This window comes from Devosia sp. (assembly GCF_040509215.1).
Classification (GTDB): domain Bacteria; phylum Pseudomonadota; class Alphaproteobacteria; order Rhizobiales; family Devosiaceae; genus Devosia.
Genome location: NZ_JBEVLL010000234.1, coordinates 30,146 through 46,142, shown reverse-complemented (window position 1 = coordinate 46,142; position 15,997 = coordinate 30,146). Strand labels below are relative to the sequence as shown.

17 protein-coding genes are annotated in these 15,997 nt (G+C 61.9%); 7 read left to right on the top strand and 10 right to left on the bottom strand.

Features of this window, described 5'->3' with window-relative positions:
• A partial coding sequence (locus ABW043_RS13030; RefSeq protein ID WP_353921636.1) for an ABC transporter substrate-binding protein occupies nt 1–1,060 on the top strand: 1,060 nt, incomplete at its 5' end.
• Nucleotides 1,057–2,289 (top strand): acyl-CoA dehydrogenase family protein, encoded by a 1,233-nt coding sequence (locus ABW043_RS13025; protein ID WP_353921635.1) that lies wholly within the window; start codon nt 1,057–1,059, stop codon nt 2,287–2,289. The genes ABW043_RS13030 and ABW043_RS13025, both read left to right, overlap by 4 nt.
• A 14-nt stretch (nt 2,290–2,303) precedes the next feature.
• Here the strand turns inward: ABW043_RS13025 and ABW043_RS13020 are convergent, their stop codons facing one another.
• From ABW043_RS13020 to ABW043_RS13010, 3 genes are read right to left on the bottom strand one after another with little or no spacing between them, the layout of a single operon-like run.
• Nucleotides 2,304–2,894, bottom strand: coding sequence for a flavin reductase family protein (locus tag ABW043_RS13020; RefSeq protein ID WP_353921634.1), 591 nt, complete (start codon nt 2,892–2,894; stop codon nt 2,304–2,306).
• Nucleotides 2,891–3,292: a nuclear transport factor 2 family protein gene (locus ABW043_RS13015; protein ID WP_353921633.1), complete on the bottom strand. Its 402-nt coding sequence runs from the start codon at nt 3,290–3,292 to the stop codon at nt 2,891–2,893. The genes ABW043_RS13020 and ABW043_RS13015 overlap by 4 nt, the downstream gene beginning before the upstream one ends.
• Entirely contained in the window at nt 3,289–4,890 is a 1,602-nt protein-coding gene (locus ABW043_RS13010; protein ID WP_353921632.1) for an ABC transporter substrate-binding protein, read from the bottom strand. Before ABW043_RS13010 ends, ABW043_RS13015 begins: the two co-directional genes overlap by 4 nt.
• 122 nt (nt 4,891–5,012) lie before the next feature.
• Here ABW043_RS13010 and ABW043_RS13005 point away from each other — a divergent pair, with 122 nt between their 5' ends.
• From ABW043_RS13005 to ABW043_RS12985, 5 genes are all read left to right on the top strand, one after another.
• Nucleotides 5,013–5,867 (top strand): NAD(P)H-binding protein, encoded by an 855-nt coding sequence (locus tag ABW043_RS13005; protein WP_353921631.1) that lies wholly within the window; start codon nt 5,013–5,015, stop codon nt 5,865–5,867.
• A 102-nt stretch (nt 5,868–5,969) separates the two neighbouring features.
• Entirely contained in the window at nt 5,970–6,098 is a 129-nt protein-coding gene (locus ABW043_RS13000; protein WP_353921630.1) for a hypothetical protein, read from the top strand.
• Between the two features lie 26 nt (nt 6,099–6,124).
• Nucleotides 6,125–7,201, top strand: a complete 1,077-nt coding sequence (locus tag ABW043_RS12995; protein WP_353921629.1) for a methionine ABC transporter ATP-binding protein — start codon at nt 6,125–6,127, stop codon at nt 7,199–7,201.
• The gene (locus tag ABW043_RS12990) at nt 7,194–7,868 is read left to right on the top strand and encodes a methionine ABC transporter permease (protein WP_035086102.1); all 675 of its coding nucleotides are present in this window, start codon (nt 7,194–7,196) and stop codon (nt 7,866–7,868) included. Before ABW043_RS12995 ends, ABW043_RS12990 begins: the two co-directional genes overlap by 8 nt.
• A 28-nt stretch (nt 7,869–7,896) precedes the next feature.
• Complete coding sequence (locus ABW043_RS12985) at nt 7,897–8,682, top strand: MetQ/NlpA family ABC transporter substrate-binding protein (RefSeq protein ID WP_353921628.1); 786 nt, start codon at nt 7,897–7,899, stop codon at nt 8,680–8,682.
• 41 nt (nt 8,683–8,723) lie between these two features.
• On the opposite strand, the gene ABW043_RS12980 is transcribed toward ABW043_RS12985, so the two are convergent.
• From ABW043_RS12980 to ABW043_RS12950, 7 genes are all read right to left on the bottom strand, one after another.
• Nucleotides 8,724–9,629 carry an ABC transporter ATP-binding protein gene (locus tag ABW043_RS12980; RefSeq protein ID WP_353921627.1) on the bottom strand — a complete coding sequence of 302 codons (906 nt, stop codon included), beginning with the start codon at nt 9,627–9,629 and terminating at the stop codon, nt 8,724–8,726.
• Nucleotides 9,626–10,444 carry an ABC transporter ATP-binding protein gene (locus tag ABW043_RS12975; protein ID WP_353921626.1) on the bottom strand — a complete coding sequence of 273 codons (819 nt, stop codon included), beginning with the start codon at nt 10,442–10,444 and terminating at the stop codon, nt 9,626–9,628. Before ABW043_RS12975 ends, ABW043_RS12980 begins: the two co-directional genes overlap by 4 nt.
• Nucleotides 10,441–11,328, bottom strand: coding sequence for an ABC transporter permease (locus tag ABW043_RS12970; protein WP_056309149.1), 888 nt, complete (start codon nt 11,326–11,328; stop codon nt 10,441–10,443). Before ABW043_RS12970 ends, ABW043_RS12975 begins: the two co-directional genes overlap by 4 nt.
• A gap of 3 nt (nt 11,329–11,331) precedes the next feature.
• Entirely contained in the window at nt 11,332–12,309 is a 978-nt protein-coding gene (locus ABW043_RS12965) for an ABC transporter permease (protein WP_353921625.1), read from the bottom strand.
• Nucleotides 12,310–12,472: 163 nt separating this feature from the next.
• Nucleotides 12,473–14,128, bottom strand: a complete 1,656-nt coding sequence (locus ABW043_RS12960) for an ABC transporter substrate-binding protein (RefSeq protein ID WP_353921638.1) — start codon at nt 14,126–14,128, stop codon at nt 12,473–12,475.
• 34 nt (nt 14,129–14,162) lie between these two features.
• Nucleotides 14,163–15,185 (bottom strand): glycoside hydrolase family 3 N-terminal domain-containing protein, encoded by a 1,023-nt coding sequence (locus ABW043_RS12955; protein WP_353921624.1) that lies wholly within the window; start codon nt 15,183–15,185, stop codon nt 14,163–14,165.
• A gap of 3 nt (nt 15,186–15,188) precedes the next feature.
• Nucleotides 15,189–15,674: a GNAT family N-acetyltransferase gene (locus tag ABW043_RS12950; protein WP_353921623.1), complete on the bottom strand. Its 486-nt coding sequence runs from the start codon at nt 15,672–15,674 to the stop codon at nt 15,189–15,191.
• Nucleotides 15,675–15,997 lie beyond the last annotated feature (323 nt).

Below are 15,997 nucleotides of genomic sequence, written 5' to 3'. Positions count from 1 at the left end.
TGCAGGAATATCAATGACCGTTGTGCCCCAAAGCGTCTGGTACGCCCATTCACCCGCCGTCGCGCCGCTGATCGTTGCCCTGCACAAGGGCTGGTTGGCCGATGGGCTCTCCCAGCAGGGCATCGGCTTCCAGTCGGTCAGCGGTCATGCCGATCCGGCCATTCGCCGGTCTTATTCGGACCACTACCTCAATTTCCAGATCCGCCAGGGCGGCAATGTGCCGGCTCTCTGGGCGCGCTCGAACGGCGCCAATACGCGTCTCGTCGGCCTCACCTGGACGCAGGAATTCCAGGCCATCGTCACTTTGCCCAAGACGGGTATCAAGACGGCCAAGGACTTGACCGGCCGCCGTTACGCCGTGCCGCGCTTTGCGCCGCTCGGCTATCAAGTGCTCGCACCCTTCGCTATTCGCGGCCTCGTCAATGCGCGTGCCGCCGAAGGGCTTGATATCGCCGGCATCGAACTGGTCGACGTGCATGTTGGTCGCGACGCTGCGGGGCAGGGCGAAACCTTCGGGCGCTTTGCGCCAAAGCGCCTCGCCATCTACGCCGACGAATCCCTCGCGCTGTTGCGCGGCGAGATCGATGCTTTCTATGTCAAGGGCAGCGAAGGCATTGCGGCGGCTAGCTTTATTGGAGCCAGCGTTGTCAGCGAATTCGGTTTTCATCCCGACATCAATATCCGAGTGAACGCCGGCACACCGCGACCCCTTACGGTGGACCAAGCCTTCATCGATGCGCGGCCGGACCTCGTGGACCTGCTGGTGGGCGAGATCGCCAGCGTCGGCGATTGGGCCAATCAGAACCGCGCCGAGGCGATTGCCATCCTTGCCCGGGAGAACAATGTCGGCGAGCATTTTGCCAATCTGGCGCTGGGCGACGACCTGCGGACGGCCTTGGGCCTGACGCTGGAAGTCGGCGAGTTGCGGGCCTTTGAGGCCTATAAGCAGTTCCTCTTGGAGTGGAAATTCCTCGACAAGGATTTCCCGCTCGATGCCTGGGTGGCGCCGCAACACCTTGCCGCAGCAAAGAATTTTCAGAAGACCAAGGCCCGACCATGACCGCTGCCGCCCAGAAAATCTCGCCCGTTTCGCGTGGTCCGAGCCGGGAAGAATTGCTCGCCCGTATCCCGGCTTTGGTCGCCGAAATCGCCAAGGGCGCGGCGCAGCGGGACCTCGATCGCGAACTGCCGTTCGAGGCTTTTCGGCTGTTTCGGGAGTCGGGGCTTGGTGCCTTGCGGGTGCCGGTGGAATTGGGTGGGCCGGGTGGTTCGGTGCCCGATTACATCGAGCTGATCGTGGCATTGGGATCGGCAGATTCCAATGTGGCTCATGCACTTAGGTCGCATTTCAATTATGTCGAGAACCTGGTGCTGAGCGGGTCCGACCAGCGCGACGCGGGGGCCATCGAGCGGGTGCTGGAGGGCAAGCTGTTTGGTGGGGCTCATACCGAGCAAGGGACCGCGCGCCCGGGTGAGGTCACGACAAAAATCTCAAAGGTTGGAAGCACTTGGCGGCTCAATGGGCGCAAGTGGTACGCGACCGGAACGGCCTATGCTGACTATGCTTCGTTCAGTGCGGTCAATGAGGACGGCCAGACGGTGGGCGTGCTGTTGCCGGTCGATCGGGAGGGGATAAACATCCTCGATGATTGGGACGGCATGGGACAGAAGTTAACCGCGAGCGGCGGCGTAGTGCTTGATAATGTTGAGGTTTTTGAGCACGAGTTTGCACGTCGGAGCTTGGAAAATCAGGTCGGCCGGCACTGCTCGACGCTGCGGCAATTGCATCTGGCGGCGAGTGCCGCGGGGGCGGTGCGGAACGTTTTGAGCGATGGGATCGACTATGTAAGGAAGCAGGCGCGGTCGGCGGCGCATAGTCCGGCGGCGACGGCGCGGGAAGATCATTTCGTTCAACAGGTTATCGGCGAAATAGCGGCCAATTCTCTGGCGATCGACGCCCTGATCGCCGAGGGTGCGAGGGCGCTGCAGCACACGGTGGATACGTTCGCAACGGGTGACGCAGAGGCGATCGAAACGTCCCTTATTGCTAGCACACTGGTAACGGCGAAAGCCCAATTGGTTATTGGTCAGCTAGGACCACGCACGGCTGAGCGCATGTTCGAACTCGGCGGCGGTTCGGCGACCTCGCGAAAGTACAATTTCGACCGTCACTGGCGGAACATCCGGACCGTGCTCAACCACAATCCGCTGCTGCACAAGTCGCGCATTGTCGGCGACTACATCCTCAACGGCACCACGACCCACCTCAAGGAAGGCAAGGTCTTCTAAGAAGACGTCCGGGCTCAAGGCCCGAACGCTTCGGTGAGTTGTGCATAGCGGCCGCCGGCGATGCGGGCGACGATGTCGAGCTTGTCGCTGGCGATGTGGAAGCGATCGGCGTCGAGGATGGCTTCATCGGCGATATGGGCGATGAGCACCTGGCCGACGGCGATCCAGCGGCTGGGTCCCAGTTCGACCGTGTGGATCAGCTTGCACTCATAGGCGACCGGGCTTTCCCCGATCCGCGGCGGCTTGACCTTCACGCTGTCGAGCTTGGTGAGGTTCGCTTCGCTGAACTCGTCGACCTCGGGGGCAAAATCCCGGGCCGTGACGTCCATCTGGGCGAGGGCGGCGCGGGGCACGAGGTTGACGACGAATTCGCCGGTGGCGCGGATATTGTTGCCGGTGTCCGAGGGGCCATTGGCGCCATCGTGGATGCCGAGGGCGAGAACCGGCGGGTCCTCTCCGAAGACATTGAAGAAGGCGAAGGGCGCGGCATTGTCGACGCCGTCAGCGCTGCGCGTCGATACCCAGGCGATGGGGCGCGGAATGATGGTCGAGGTGAGGAGCTTGTGACGGTCGCGCGGACCGATCTGTGCGAAATCGAAGATCATGATGGTTCCGGGGGAATGCGGGAGGAAGCCGTGGCGATCTGCTGCCATTGGCCGTCGGAGTGGCGCTGCCAGACCGAGAGCTGGCGGCTATCGAGGTGAACTTCGCGCTCGCCTGAAATGACCGTGAGACCGAAGCGGCCATTGTAGATGGCTGTATCGCCCAGAAGGCGAACGCTGGCCTCGGACACCTCGCCATTGGCAAAGCGGACGCGACCGGCAGCGAGCCGTTCGAGGAAAGGTGCCTTGCCCTCGATCATGCCATTGCTGTGGGTATAGGTCAGTTCATCGGAGAGAAGGCGGTCGAGCGTTGCCACATCGCCGGAGCAGAAGGCCCGCAAGCGGGCCCTCTCTCCTTCGAGGACGGCGGCAATGCCGGCTTCGGTGGTTTGCGTACTCATGCCGGGCTCAGGAAGACGTCGGCGCCATTGGCCGAGTTGCCGTCGATGGTGGTGACGAGGTTCTGGATGCGCTTGTCGTAGACGGTAAAGCTATCGGGGGCGACGAGGTCGATGACCGGCAGGTCCTTGACCACTTCGCGCTGGAAATCGCCGAAGAGTTTGACGCGCACGGCCGGATCGTTTTCCTGCGCGGCGGTTTCGAGCAGGCGGTCGGTTTCGGCACTGATATAGTTGGCGCCATTGGAGAAGGGCACGCCGACCTTGATGTTCTTGCTCCAGTAGAGGCGCTGGATGCCGACGGTTGGATCGAAGAGATTGCTCATCGGCTCGATGGCGAGATCGAAATCCCTATCGGTATAGACGCGCTTGACGAAGGAGCCGAAGTCGCCGGTGCGGATGGTGGGCTTGATTCCGATCTTGTCGAGCTGCTGGGCCACATATTCGGCGATCTGGCGCTGCGGGCCCACTGCAATCATCGGATCGACGAAGAGAGCGAAGCGGCTGCCATCGGCGCCACGCTTGTAGCCGGCTTCATCGAGCAGGGCTTCGGCCTTGGCGATATCGAGCGGATAGGTTTCAACGTCGGGCGTATAGAACTCGGCGACGGCCGGGTTGACCGGACCGGTCAGCGCCTTGGCATTGCCGAGAAAGACCGTATCGACGATGAACTGCTTGTCGATGACATGGGCGATGGCCTGCCGAACGCGGATATCCTGCAATTCCTTGCGGTCGAGATTGAAGAGGCCGCGCAGGATGCCGTTGATATAGCCATTGCCGCGGGTTTCGAAGACGAAGCGGCTATCGACCTTGAGGCGTTCGAGATCGGTCAGCGGCACGACGCCGATGGAGACCTGCACCTCGCCCGATTCGAGCGCGGCGACGGCGGCAGCCGGGTCGTTGATGAAGCGGATGACGATCTGGTCGAGATGCGGCTTGCCCTGATCCCAATAATTGGGATTGCGTTCGAGCAGGACATGGCTGCCGCGCACCCATTCCTTGAAGATAAAGGGGCCGGTGCCGATCGGGGCATTGAGAGCCGGATTGGCCGGAATGTCGGTGCCTTCAAAGATGTGTTTCGGGAGGATCGGAGATTCGAGGGCGGCGAGCGCCTTGAGGAGATAGGGCGCCGGATCGGAGAGGGTGACCTGTACCTCGTGGCTGCCCAGAGCCTTGACCTCGGTGACATTGGCCAGCGTGCCGCGGCCGCGCGGATGCACTTCCTTCAGCGCCAGAATGGAGAAGACGACGTCGTCGGCGTCAAAATCTTCGCCGTCATGCCATTTGACGCCTTCGCGCAGCTTGAACGTGTAGGTGAGGCCGTCTTCGCTCACGGCCCATTCGGTGGCGAGCTGCGGGCGGGGGGTAAAATCGAGATCGTAGCTCAAAAGGCCTTCGACGATCTTGGGGCCGATGCTGATGGCTGAACCGGTATTGGTCGCCGAGAGAAGGGCGGTGGGTTCGGAGCCGACATTGATGGAAATGCTGCCGCCTTGCACCGGCTCCTGGGCCCAGGCGTGGCTCGGCAGGGCGCTCGCAAGAGCAAGGGCGGCGGTCGACAGCAAGAGGGTGCGGCGACGGAGGGAAAAGGGAGAAGACACGGCTGACGCTCCGGTGCAGAGGGGAATATTTTGCCTTTCGGCTGATACCCACTTTCATATTTTAGAATGTTGATGGATTTAATAGACATTAGGCGAAACAAATTCTCCGGGTGCGAGCCAAGATGACAAATTCCTCCGAACTGTTCCTGATTACCGGTGCAACCGGCAAACTCGGTCGCGTGCTGACGCCCAAACTCATTGCGGAAGGGCATCACATTCGCGTGCTGACCCGGCGGCCGGAAACGGCCAGGGAGCTTTATGGCGACAAGGTCGAAATATCAGAGGGGGATTTTTCTGTGCCCGCCTCCCTGCCGGCGGCGCTTGACGGGGTAAGCAAGGTGTTGCTGCTGTCCCCGATCAGCGAGCGACTGGCGGAGGACCAGATTGCACTGGTCGATGCGGCCAAGGCGGCTGGTGTGAAGCGGATCGTCAAGATTTCGGGGTCGGACTGGACGGTCGGCACCTCGTTCTCGGGCGATGCGCATAAGAAGATCGAGGATCATCTGGCCCAGTCTGGGCTCGAATATGTTGCCGTGCGGCCGAACGCCTGGCTGCAGGTTTCGCTCGCGGCGGTGGCGGCGCAGATCAAGCGGGGCGAGGCCATTGCTTCACGTCATGGCGGGGCCAAGGTGGGCTATGTCGATGTGCGGGACATTGCCGATGTGGCGATCAGCCAGCTTCTGGCGCCCAAGGTGGCGGCGAGCCCGCTGGTGATTACCGGACCGGATTCTCTGTCCATTCCCGATATTGCGGGACTGGCGACGCGGATTACCGGCAAGCCGGTGGGCGTGTCTTCGGCCGTGGCTGCAGGATTGCCGCCGGGCATTGAGGGCTTTGAAGCTCAGGTGGTGAAGCAGTTCTTTGTGGTGATTGGGCAGGGCGGAGCTGCGGGGCTGACCGATACGGTCGAGCGGGTGCTGGAGCGCAAGCCGCGCAGTGTAGAGGCGTATTTGTCGGAGGAGTTGGGGGCGGCCTGATCGCGGATCGTCACCCCCGGGCTTGACCCGAGGGCTTTGTACTTGCTGAGCTATCGCCAAGTGCAGGGTCCTCGGGTCAGGCCCGAGGATGACGACCGGTGGTTGGGTGATCTCCTCGCCCACGAAAAACCGGATTTTGCGCTCAATCCGGAAGCGGTGGACGAAAAACCCGGATATCGTCCATTGTTTGGAAGTGTCTCCCTCGACTTTTTTGGTGTAAATGCCGACTAATTCCGTCGTCATTTAACGGACTGAAATTGACCGATCACATCTCCAGCGGCGCGGCTTCGAGTGAAGCCATTATCCAACTGCGCGGGGTCGAAAAGACCTTTGCGGCACGCGGTGCCAATGCGCCCGTTACTGCACTTCATGAAATCAATCTCGACGTGCCGAGGGGCGCCATTCTTGGCGTTATCGGCCGCTCGGGCGCCGGCAAATCGACGCTGATCCGGCTGGTCAATGGGCTGGAACTGCCCAGTTCCGGCTCGGTTCGCGTCGATGGCGTAGAGATTTCGGCGCTGGAAGAGCGGGCGCTGCGCCAGGAGCGCCGCTCGATCGGCATGATTTTCCAGCACTTCAACCTGCTGGCGCGGCGCACGGCCTTTGGCAATGTGGCGCTGCCGCTGGAAATTGCTGGCGTATCGAAAGCCGAAATCCGCAAGCGTGTGTTGCCGCTGCTTGATCTGGTGGGACTGTCGGACAAGGTCGATCGCTATCCCGCCGAACTCTCGGGTGGGCAGAAGCAGCGTGTCGGCATTGCCCGTGCGCTGGCGACCAATCCAAAGGTGCTGCTCTCGGATGAGGCGACTTCGGCGCTCGATCCGGAAACGACGGAACAGATTCTGGCGCTGCTCCGGCAGGTCAATGTCGATCTCGGCGTGACCGTGCTGCTGATCACCCACGAAATGTCGGTGATCAAGGGCGTTGCCGATCGGGTGGCGGTGATTGACGAAGGTCGCATCGTCGAAGAGGGCGCGACCTATGATGTGTTCACCGGGCCGCAGCATGCGACGACGCGCAATTTCGTCGCCAGCATTACCGGTACGCAATTGCCCGAGCATCTGGCCAAGCGTCTGACCGCCGCGCCAGAGGCCGGCAAGGAAGCGCTGGTGCAGCTTGTGTTCAAGGGGGAGGGCGCGGCGCAGCCGTGGCTTTCCGTGCTGACTCGAAAACTCGATGTCGATCTCGGCATCGTACAGGCCAAGGTGGACCACATTTCCGGCCGGCCTTTCGGCACGCTGGTGGTGAGCCTGCCGGACGTGGCCAAATTGCCCGCCCTTTTGGTGACCTCCAAGGAACTGGGTCTCGAAACGGAGGTGCTCGGCTATGCCTGAGGTTTTCTCGCCCCAAATCCTGAAGCTGCTCGTCGATTCCTTCGTGCAGACTCTCTACATGGTCGGCATTGCCGGGGTCATTGGTACGCTGATCGGCCTGCCGCTCGGCGTCTTCCTGGCGACCAGTCAGCGCGGCGAACTGTTTGCGGCGCCGGCGGTCAATGCTGTGCTTGGGCTCATCGTCAATGCGGCGCGCTCGACGCCGTTCATCATTCTCGTGGTCGCAATCATTCCGCTGACGCGGTTGATTGCCGGTACTTCCATCGGTACCAGCGCGGCCATCGTGCCGCTGACTATTGCGGCGGCGCCCTTCATTGCCCGCGTGATCGAGGCGGCCATTCGTGGCGTCGATCAGGGGTTGATCGAGGCGGCGCGATCGATGGGCGCGAGCCCCTTGCAGATCGTGCAAAAAGTGCTGCTGCCCGAGGCGCTGCCGGCGATCACGCTGGCGCTGACGCTGACCGTCGTGAGCCTCATCGGCTATTCGGCCATGGTGGGTGCTGTGGGCGGCGGCGGTCTCGGCGATCTCGGTATTCGTTTCGGCTATCAGCGCTTCATGCCCGACGTGATGTTGGCCGTGGTGCTGGTGCTGATCGTTCTCGTCCAGGGCGTGCAGAGCCTTGGCGATTCCCTTGCGCGACGCTTCGACAAGCGCTCGCGCCACTAACTCCCCTCCCTCGAAAGGACTTTCTCCCATGTCGTTCAAGACCGTCATTGCCGGTGTGGCCCTTGGCCTCAGCCTGATCGCGGCGCCGGCCTATGCCGAAACCATCAAGATCGGCGCCACCCCCGGCCCGCATGCCCAGATCCTCGAAGCCGTGAAGCCGATCCTGGCGGCCCAGGGCATCGACCTCGAAATCCTCGAATTCTCGGACTATGTCATTCCGAACGAGGCGCTGAATTCGGGCGAACTCGACGCGAACTCCTTCCAGCACCAGCCTTACCTCGACAACCAGGTCAAGGATCGTGGTTATGCCATCGAGTCCGTGGCGACGACCGTGAACTTCCCGATCGGCATCTACTCGGACAAGTTCGAGAACATTGCCGACCTGCCCGATGGCGCCAAGATCGGCATTCCGAACGACCCGACCAATGGCGGCCGCGTGCTGCTGCTGCTCGAGGACAATGGCCTGCTCGACCTGACCGAAGGCGTGGGCACCGCTGCGAGCGTTGCTGACATCATCGGCAACCCGAAGAATTTTGAGATCCTCGAAGTCGACGCTGCCCAGCTGCCGCGCGTTCTGCCGGACGTCGATGCTGCCGGCATCAACACCAACTATGCCGAACAGGCTGGCCTTGATCCCGTCAACGACCCGATTCTGCGCGAAAGCCCCAAGGGCCCCTATGTGAACGTGATTGCCGTTCGCACCGAAGACAAGGACAAGCCGTGGGTGAAGGCTCTGGTCGAGGCGTACCACTCGGATGAAATCCGCACCTTCGTCGAGACGACCTTCAACGGCGCCGTTCTCGCGAGCTGGTAAAAGCAGAACTCCCGGCGTGCACTGCGCGCGCCGGGAGTTTCTTATTCCGGCATCGGCCGGATGAAGTGGTTGTTTGCCACTTCCCGCGTTTCGGGCTGCGGCAGGGCCGATTGGCGGCGGATGAACTCGATGCGGTTGAGTTCTTCGGAAAAGCGCGTGTCCGAGAAGCGGCGATCGGGGTCGGGCACCGCGGATAGCAATAGCCGCGTATAGGGGTGCTGGGGATTGGTCAGCACGCTCTCGGTGTCGCCCCATTCGACGATCTGGCCGGCATACATGACCATGATGTCCTCGGCGACATAGCGCGCCGTGGCGATGTCGTGGGTGATGTAGAGGAGCGCCAGGCCCAGTTGGGCTTTCATATCATTAAGCAGATTGAGAATGCCGAGTCGCACGGAGACGTCGAGCATCGAGGTCGGCTCGTCGGCGACGATGACCTGCGGATTGACCGCAAGCGCGCGGGCGATGCTGATGCGCTGGCGCTGGCCACCTGAGAGTTCGTGCGGATATTTTGGCATCAGCAGAGCGGGGTCGAGTTTGACCCGCGTTAGTAGTTCCTCGATGGCGGCGGTGCGCTCCCTGCTGTTCAGCTTTGGCTGATGGAGGCGAAGCGGGCGTTCGAGGTGGTAGCGGATCGTGTGGGTGGGGTTGAGGGCCGCGAAGGGATCCTGGAACACCATCTGCACCGATGCGCGATAGGCTTTTAGGGCCTTGGCATTGGCCTTGCCGAGGGGCGTGCCACGGAAGAGCAACTGGCCTTCGTCGGGAGTATATTCGCGCATGATGAGGCGGGCGGCGGTGGTCTTGCCGGAGCCGGATTCACCGACCAGCGCCAGGGTGCGGCCGGGATGGAGGCCGAAGGAGACCGAGCGGGCGGCGTAGACGGGCTTGTCGGCGCGGCCAAAGGTTTTGCTGACATTGTCGAGGGCGAGGATGGCGTCGCTCATGACTTGGCTCCCTCGCGGATCTGTTCGCCATGGAGTTTGGGCATCGAGGCCCAGAGGCGCTTGGTGTAGGCATGCTGGGGCGTGCGGTAGATGGTCTGGGCGTCGTTGACCTCGACCAGCTCGCCTTCGAGCATGATGCCGATGCGGTCGCTGACCTGCACCATGAGGCCAAGGTCGTGGGTGATGAAGAGCACGGAGAAGCCGAGTTCTTTCCTGAGGACGTCGATGCGCTGGAGGATTTCGCGCTGCACGACAACGTCGAGCGCGGTGGTCGGCTCATCCATGATCAGAAGCTTTGGATTGAGCGCGAGGCAGATGGCGATGACGATGCGCTGGCGCATGCCGCCCGAGCACTGGTGCGGATAAGATGTCAGGCGGTCGGGGGAGATGTCTACGAGCTTTAGCAGTTCGGCGGCACGGGTGCGGGCTTCGGCGCGGCTGATGCGGCTGTGGGCTTTGAGGACGTCGTAGAACTGCGTCTCGATGGTCAGCACCGGATTGAGCGAGTTCATGGCGCTCTGGAACACCATGGCGACTTCGCGCCAGCGGAAGCTGCGCAACTCGTTGTCGTCGAGTGCCAAGACGTCGCGGCCACCGACGAGGATCTGGCTGCCCTTGCGGATAAGGGCAGGGGGGCGGTGGAGTCGGCTGACGGCGAAGGCGATGGTCGACTTGCCGCAACCGGATTCGCCGGCAAGGCCGAAGAACTCGCCCGGCGCGATGTCGAAGGAGACATCCTTGACCGCGTGGAAGTCTTTTTCGGCGCCGATATAGTCGATGTTGAGATTGCGGATGGAGAGAACGGGATTGGTCATAGCTTGCCCTCTCCAATGCGGACCATTCGGGTCCAGCGATTGAGCATGCCGCCTGTACGCAAGCGCGGATTGGCGATTTCGTCGATGGCGAAGTTGATGAGCGCGAGGCCAAGACCGAGAACGGCGAGGGCAAAGCACGGGGCGAGAAGGTCCCACCACGCGCCGACCGAGAGGGCCGAGGCGTTCTGGGCGTTGTAGAGCATGATGCCCCAGGAGACGGTGTTGGGATCGCCGAGACCGAGGAATTCGAGGGTCGCTTCGGTGATGACGGCGAAGATGACGCTGCCGATGAAATTGATGCCGACGATGGAAATCAGGTTCGGGAAAATCTCGAAGGCCATGATGCGCCAGCTTGGTTCGCCAAGCATTTCAGCGGATTTGACGTAGTCACGCTGGCGGATGGAGAGGGTTTCCGAGCGGGTGACGCGCACGCCCCAGGCCCAGGAGGTGAGGCCGAGGATGACGGCGATCACCAGTGGGCTTGCCTGGCCGATAAAGGCGGCAAGGACCAGCAGGAGCGGCAGGTTGGGAACGACGAGCACCATATTGGTGAAAAAGTTGATGACCTCGTCGATGACGCCGCCCTTGTAACCGGCAATGATGCCGAGGACGGTGCCGATGATGGTGATGGCCAGGCCGGCACCGAACCCGACCGCGAGCGAGACGCGGGCGCCGTAGACGAGGCGCGCGAAGACATCGTGGCCGAGACGGGTCGTGCCCAGCCAATGTTCCCATGAGGGAGCCTGATGCGGGCGGCCGACGCGCTTCACCGGGCTATATTCGGTGAGGAACGGCGCGAAAATGGCGACGAGGATGATCAGAAGGAGAATGGTGAGACCCACCATCGCCTTCTTGTTGCCGAGCAGCTGGCGGAAAAGCGTCATGGCTCAGGCCTTCTTCAAACGGGGGTCGAGCAGCACATAGCTGAGATCGACGGCGAAATTGGCGATGAGCATGGCGGCGGTCATGATCAGGAGCTGGCCCTGGATGACGGGGTAATCGCGGGCGATGATGGCCTGATAGAGCGTGTTGCCGAGGCCGGGATAGTTGAACACCACTTCGGTGACGAGCGAGCCGCCAAGCACGGTGCCGAGCGCAATGGCTAGGCTCGAGACGGTCGGCAGCAGGGCGTTGCGGGCGGCGTACCAGAGCATGACGCGATTGTCGGCGAGGCCCTTGGCGCGGCCCATGACGATGTAGTCCTCGCCCAAGAGGTTGATCATGTTGTTGCGCATGGTGACGGCAAAGCCACCCGTGAGCACGATGACCATTGTCAGCATGGGGAGGGTGCCGTGGTGGATGACGCTCGAAATGTAGGTCCAGTTGAAGCCCGGATCGAGCAGCGGATCGGCGGCATAGCCGTTGGGGAACCAGCCGAGCGTATAGCCGAAGAGGAAGAGCATGATCAGCGAAACGACGACGGCCGGGACGGAGCTTGAAAAGATCGCGGTGAGCGAGACGATGGAATCGAACACCGTGCCCCGGCGCCAGGCGGCCATGATGCCGAGGAAGGTGCCGAGGCAGAAGCTGAAGAGCGTCGCGATGCCGACAAGGCCAAGGGTCCAGACGAGGGCGCGGCCGAGAAGCTCGGTGACGGGCAGGGGGAAGTACTTGATCGAGCGGCCGAGATCGCCGGTGAAGACGCTCTGCAGGTAGCGCAGATACTGCTCGCCGATGGGCGCATCGATGAAGCCAAAGGTCAGCTTCAGGGCGTTGAGATTTTCGAGGCTGAGTTCCGAGCCGGCGCTGGCGAACATGATCTGGATGGGATCACCCGGCATCAGGCGCGGCAGGAAGAAATTGACGGTGGCCGCGGCAATGAAGGCCGCAAGGTAGAAGGCGAGACGCCGGAGCAGGAAGGTCATCGGTGCTTGTGCCTTTCGTGGTGGCGGGGCGCTGGGGCCTACCCCCACCTAACCTCCCCCTGGTAGGGGGAGGGACTTATCGAGTTTGCCGTGAAATACGTGAGCCACCGAACGGCTCCTCCCCCTGGCAGGGGGAGGATGGGTGGGGGGTCAGCGCGAACGATTACTGAGCCACTGGATCGAGATCGAGCAGCTGCAGCAGGCGGGCCGGGTTGGCGTTGGAAACGACGGGCGAGTACTTGGGGTTCTCGGCGTCGGCCCAGCCGGTGAAGCGGCTGGTATTGTACTCGTAGAAGGACGGGCTGTTGTAGACCGGGATGATCGGCATGGCTTCGGCCACGATCAACTGGAGCTGGTCCATGAGCGACTTCTGCTCGGCCGGGTCCTTGGACTGGGTGTACTGGTCAAGGAGGGTCATAACCTCGGCATTTTCCCAATGCGGCGCGGTGAAGCGGCTCTTGCCGAAATCGCCCGGGTTGAACGAGCGGATATACGGGAAGTAGGGATTGGCCGCCGATGCCAGGGCGTTGAGCGTCATGGAATAGGTGCCGTCGATCAGGTTCTGGGTCCAGACCGCAGCTTCCGGGGTCGACATCTTCACGTTGAGGCCGGCTTCGGCGAGGCTTTCGATGGAAATCTGGACAGCGTCGATCCAGTCGGTCCAGCCATTGGGAACCATGATGTCGATGGCGATCGGGGTGCCATCGGGATTGTCGCGGAAGCCATCGCCATCGGCGTCGACGTAGCCGGACTCATCGAGCAGAGCCACGGCAGCTTCGAGATCGAACTTGCCGTACTGGCCGAACTGGGTTTCCACTTCAGGATTGGCGAAGGCCTTGTAGAGTTCGCCAAGGCTTGCCGGGTCTTCATTGACCAGCGGATAGCCATAGCCGGCGATGTCGACAATGGTCTGGCGGTCGATGAGCATGGAGAGCGCGCGGCGGAAGTTCACATCGGTGAACGCCTTGCGGTTGTTCTCGTCGGGCGTGATCTGGCTGACCTGGAAAGAGACGAGGCTTGACGGGGTGAACCAGTACTTGTGGTGCTCCGGGTCCTTGGCGACGAAGGTGTTGTCGATGTCGGGGATGAAGCTCGTGGCCCAATCCAGCGTGCCATCGGCGAGGGCGGCGAGAACCTGCGGATTGTCGGCGAGCTGCGGCATGCGCAGGCAGTCGACCTTGAGGTTTTCAGCGTCCCAATAGTTGGGATTGCGGCACTGTTCGTAGACCTGCGGGGTAAAGCGCGTGATCTCGGTCATCGGGCCGGACGCGACCGGGTTTTCGTTGGCAAAGGTCACGGGATCGGCAATGTCGGCCCAGATGTGCTCGGGCACGATCGGCATGCCGACAATGGTATTGGCGATCAGCGAATTGGGTTCGTTGAGGTTGAACTTGACCGTGCGGTCATCGACCTTTTCGACCGAAGCGAGCTGGGCCGAAACCGAGATGAAATCGAGCGCCGGGAATTTTTTGATGTAGTCATAGGTGAAGACGACGTCGTCGGCCGTGAGCGCTTCGCCATCGGACCACTTCAGGCCATCGCGCAGCACGAAGGTGATCGACTTGAGATCGTCGGCCAGCTCATAGCTTTCGGCGAGGCGGAAATTGGGTTCGTTGCCATTGAGGCGGTTGAACACGACCAGTGGCTCGTACATGAAATCGAGCGTGGTGTAGCGCGCCGAAGTCTGCCCGAACGGGTTGAAATTGCGCACGAAGGTCGTGGTCTGTTCCGAGCTCAGGGTCAGCACGTTCTGGGCGCTGGCGGGTGCCGCCATGGCCAGAGTCGCAACCGAAACGGCCGCGATCAGCGTAGTTTTCAGCATTATACGTCTCTCCTTTGAATACGGTCCTGCCTCAAGCAAGTCCGTTCTCCCTGAAAATGTCTTCCACCTCGGCATGGAGCGCCCTCACGTCCACACGAGACTTGCCGAGCCGCGACTGGGCCCGGTCGATACGAGCGAGGCTTTCGGCGGCGAGCGGACCCGCCGCCTTGGCTGCCGCCTCGCTGGCGTTGAGATCGCCCTGGCTATGGAGGGCAATGTCGTAGCCGGCATCGAGCGCAGCGCGCACGCGTTCCGGCCAGGTTCCCTTGAGCGCCTCCATGGTGAGGCAATCGGTTATAAGAACGCCATTGTAGCCGATGTCGCGACGGATCAGATCGCAGACCGCAGGCGAAACGGAGGCGGGGTGGTCCTTATCGATCTGGGTGAAGACCAAGTGCGCCACCATGGCCCAGGGGGAATCCTTGAGCGCGATGAAGGGGCGGAAATCGGTTTGGCGCAGGTCCTCGACTTCGGCATCGACCACCGGGCAATCGAAATGGGGGTCGACGGTGACGCGGCCATAGCCGGGAATGTGCTTCATGATCGGCATGGAGCCGACTTCGAGCATGGCATCGATGACGACGCGGCCCATGGCGGTGACGAGATCGGGATCGTCGCCAAAGGAGCGCTGGCTGATGACGTCATGCGTGCCCTTGCGGGCGAGATCGACGACCGGCGTGGTGCCGCTGCCAAGGCCGAGTTCGCTCATCATCGAGCCCATGGCGAGGGTCGAGAGGCGCAGGGCGCGCTTGCCGGTTTCGAGATCCTTGCGGGCGAGGGCACCGAATTGGCCGAGGCTCCTAAACAGCGGCCAATTGCCATTGTCGAGGCGCTGCACGCGACCGCCTTCCTGGTCGATATAGACCGGGGCATCTTCGCGGCCGACGGCCTCCTTGAACTGGTGGACGAGGCGCTTGATCTGCTCGGGATTGTCGAGATTGCGCTTGAAGAGGAAGAGGCCGAAGGGATCGGTCTCGCGGAAGAAGGCGATCTCGTCGGCCGAGAGCTCATATCCCGGCATGCCGACGAAAAGGGCGAGGGGCGTCGTGGTCATTGTCTAGTTTGCCTCGGGCTTCTTGATGCGCAACAGGCCCTGATAGATGTCTTCCTTGTCCGACGGGATGGGCATGGCCCCGGCCGCCTTGACGTAGAAATCGACGGGACCAGCCGAACCGATGACGGCGTAGGCGTAGCCATGCGCCTTCATGGCGGCGAGGGTGTGGTAGAAGAGGGCGAGGCCGATATTCTTGCCGCGCTGGTCTTCCGAAACGCCGGTAGGGCCGAAAAAGCCGCGCGCCGTCGCGTCATAACAGGCAAAGCCGATAAGCTGGCCATCGACCGTGGCGATGAGGCAGCCGGGCGGCTGGTGGGCCATGGCGGCGCTGACTTCGCTGACCCAGTATTCGGAAAAATGGGTGCGAACCCAATCCTTGATGATGTGCTGCTCGGGCGGCAGGGCGACGCGAATGGTCGCTTCGACATCCTCGACGCGGGTGCGGAGTTCGTCGAGCTTGCGGCTATAGAGATTGACGAGCAGGTCCATGTCTTGTGCGCCGCTCCTCTCGGCGACGAACCGGGGCGTGACTCTGCGGCCCTCTCCCAGAAGAGCCTCCACACACCGTTTCGCATCGTTGCAAGGGGATGCTAGGAGCGAATATTCCAAGTGTCAACGATTGAAGGAATATTCTATTCCGGTGACGACCGGGCTGTGGAAGACGCCTGCTGGGCCGGCGAACAAGCCAAGCGATGGCGCATATTTAGGCGCGCTGTCACAGGAAGAATTTGGTCGGGCCGATCTTCGACATGGCTGGCGCGCGAATGAGTCTACCTGCCGCAGATCAGATAAAGTAATATTTTATTCGCGAT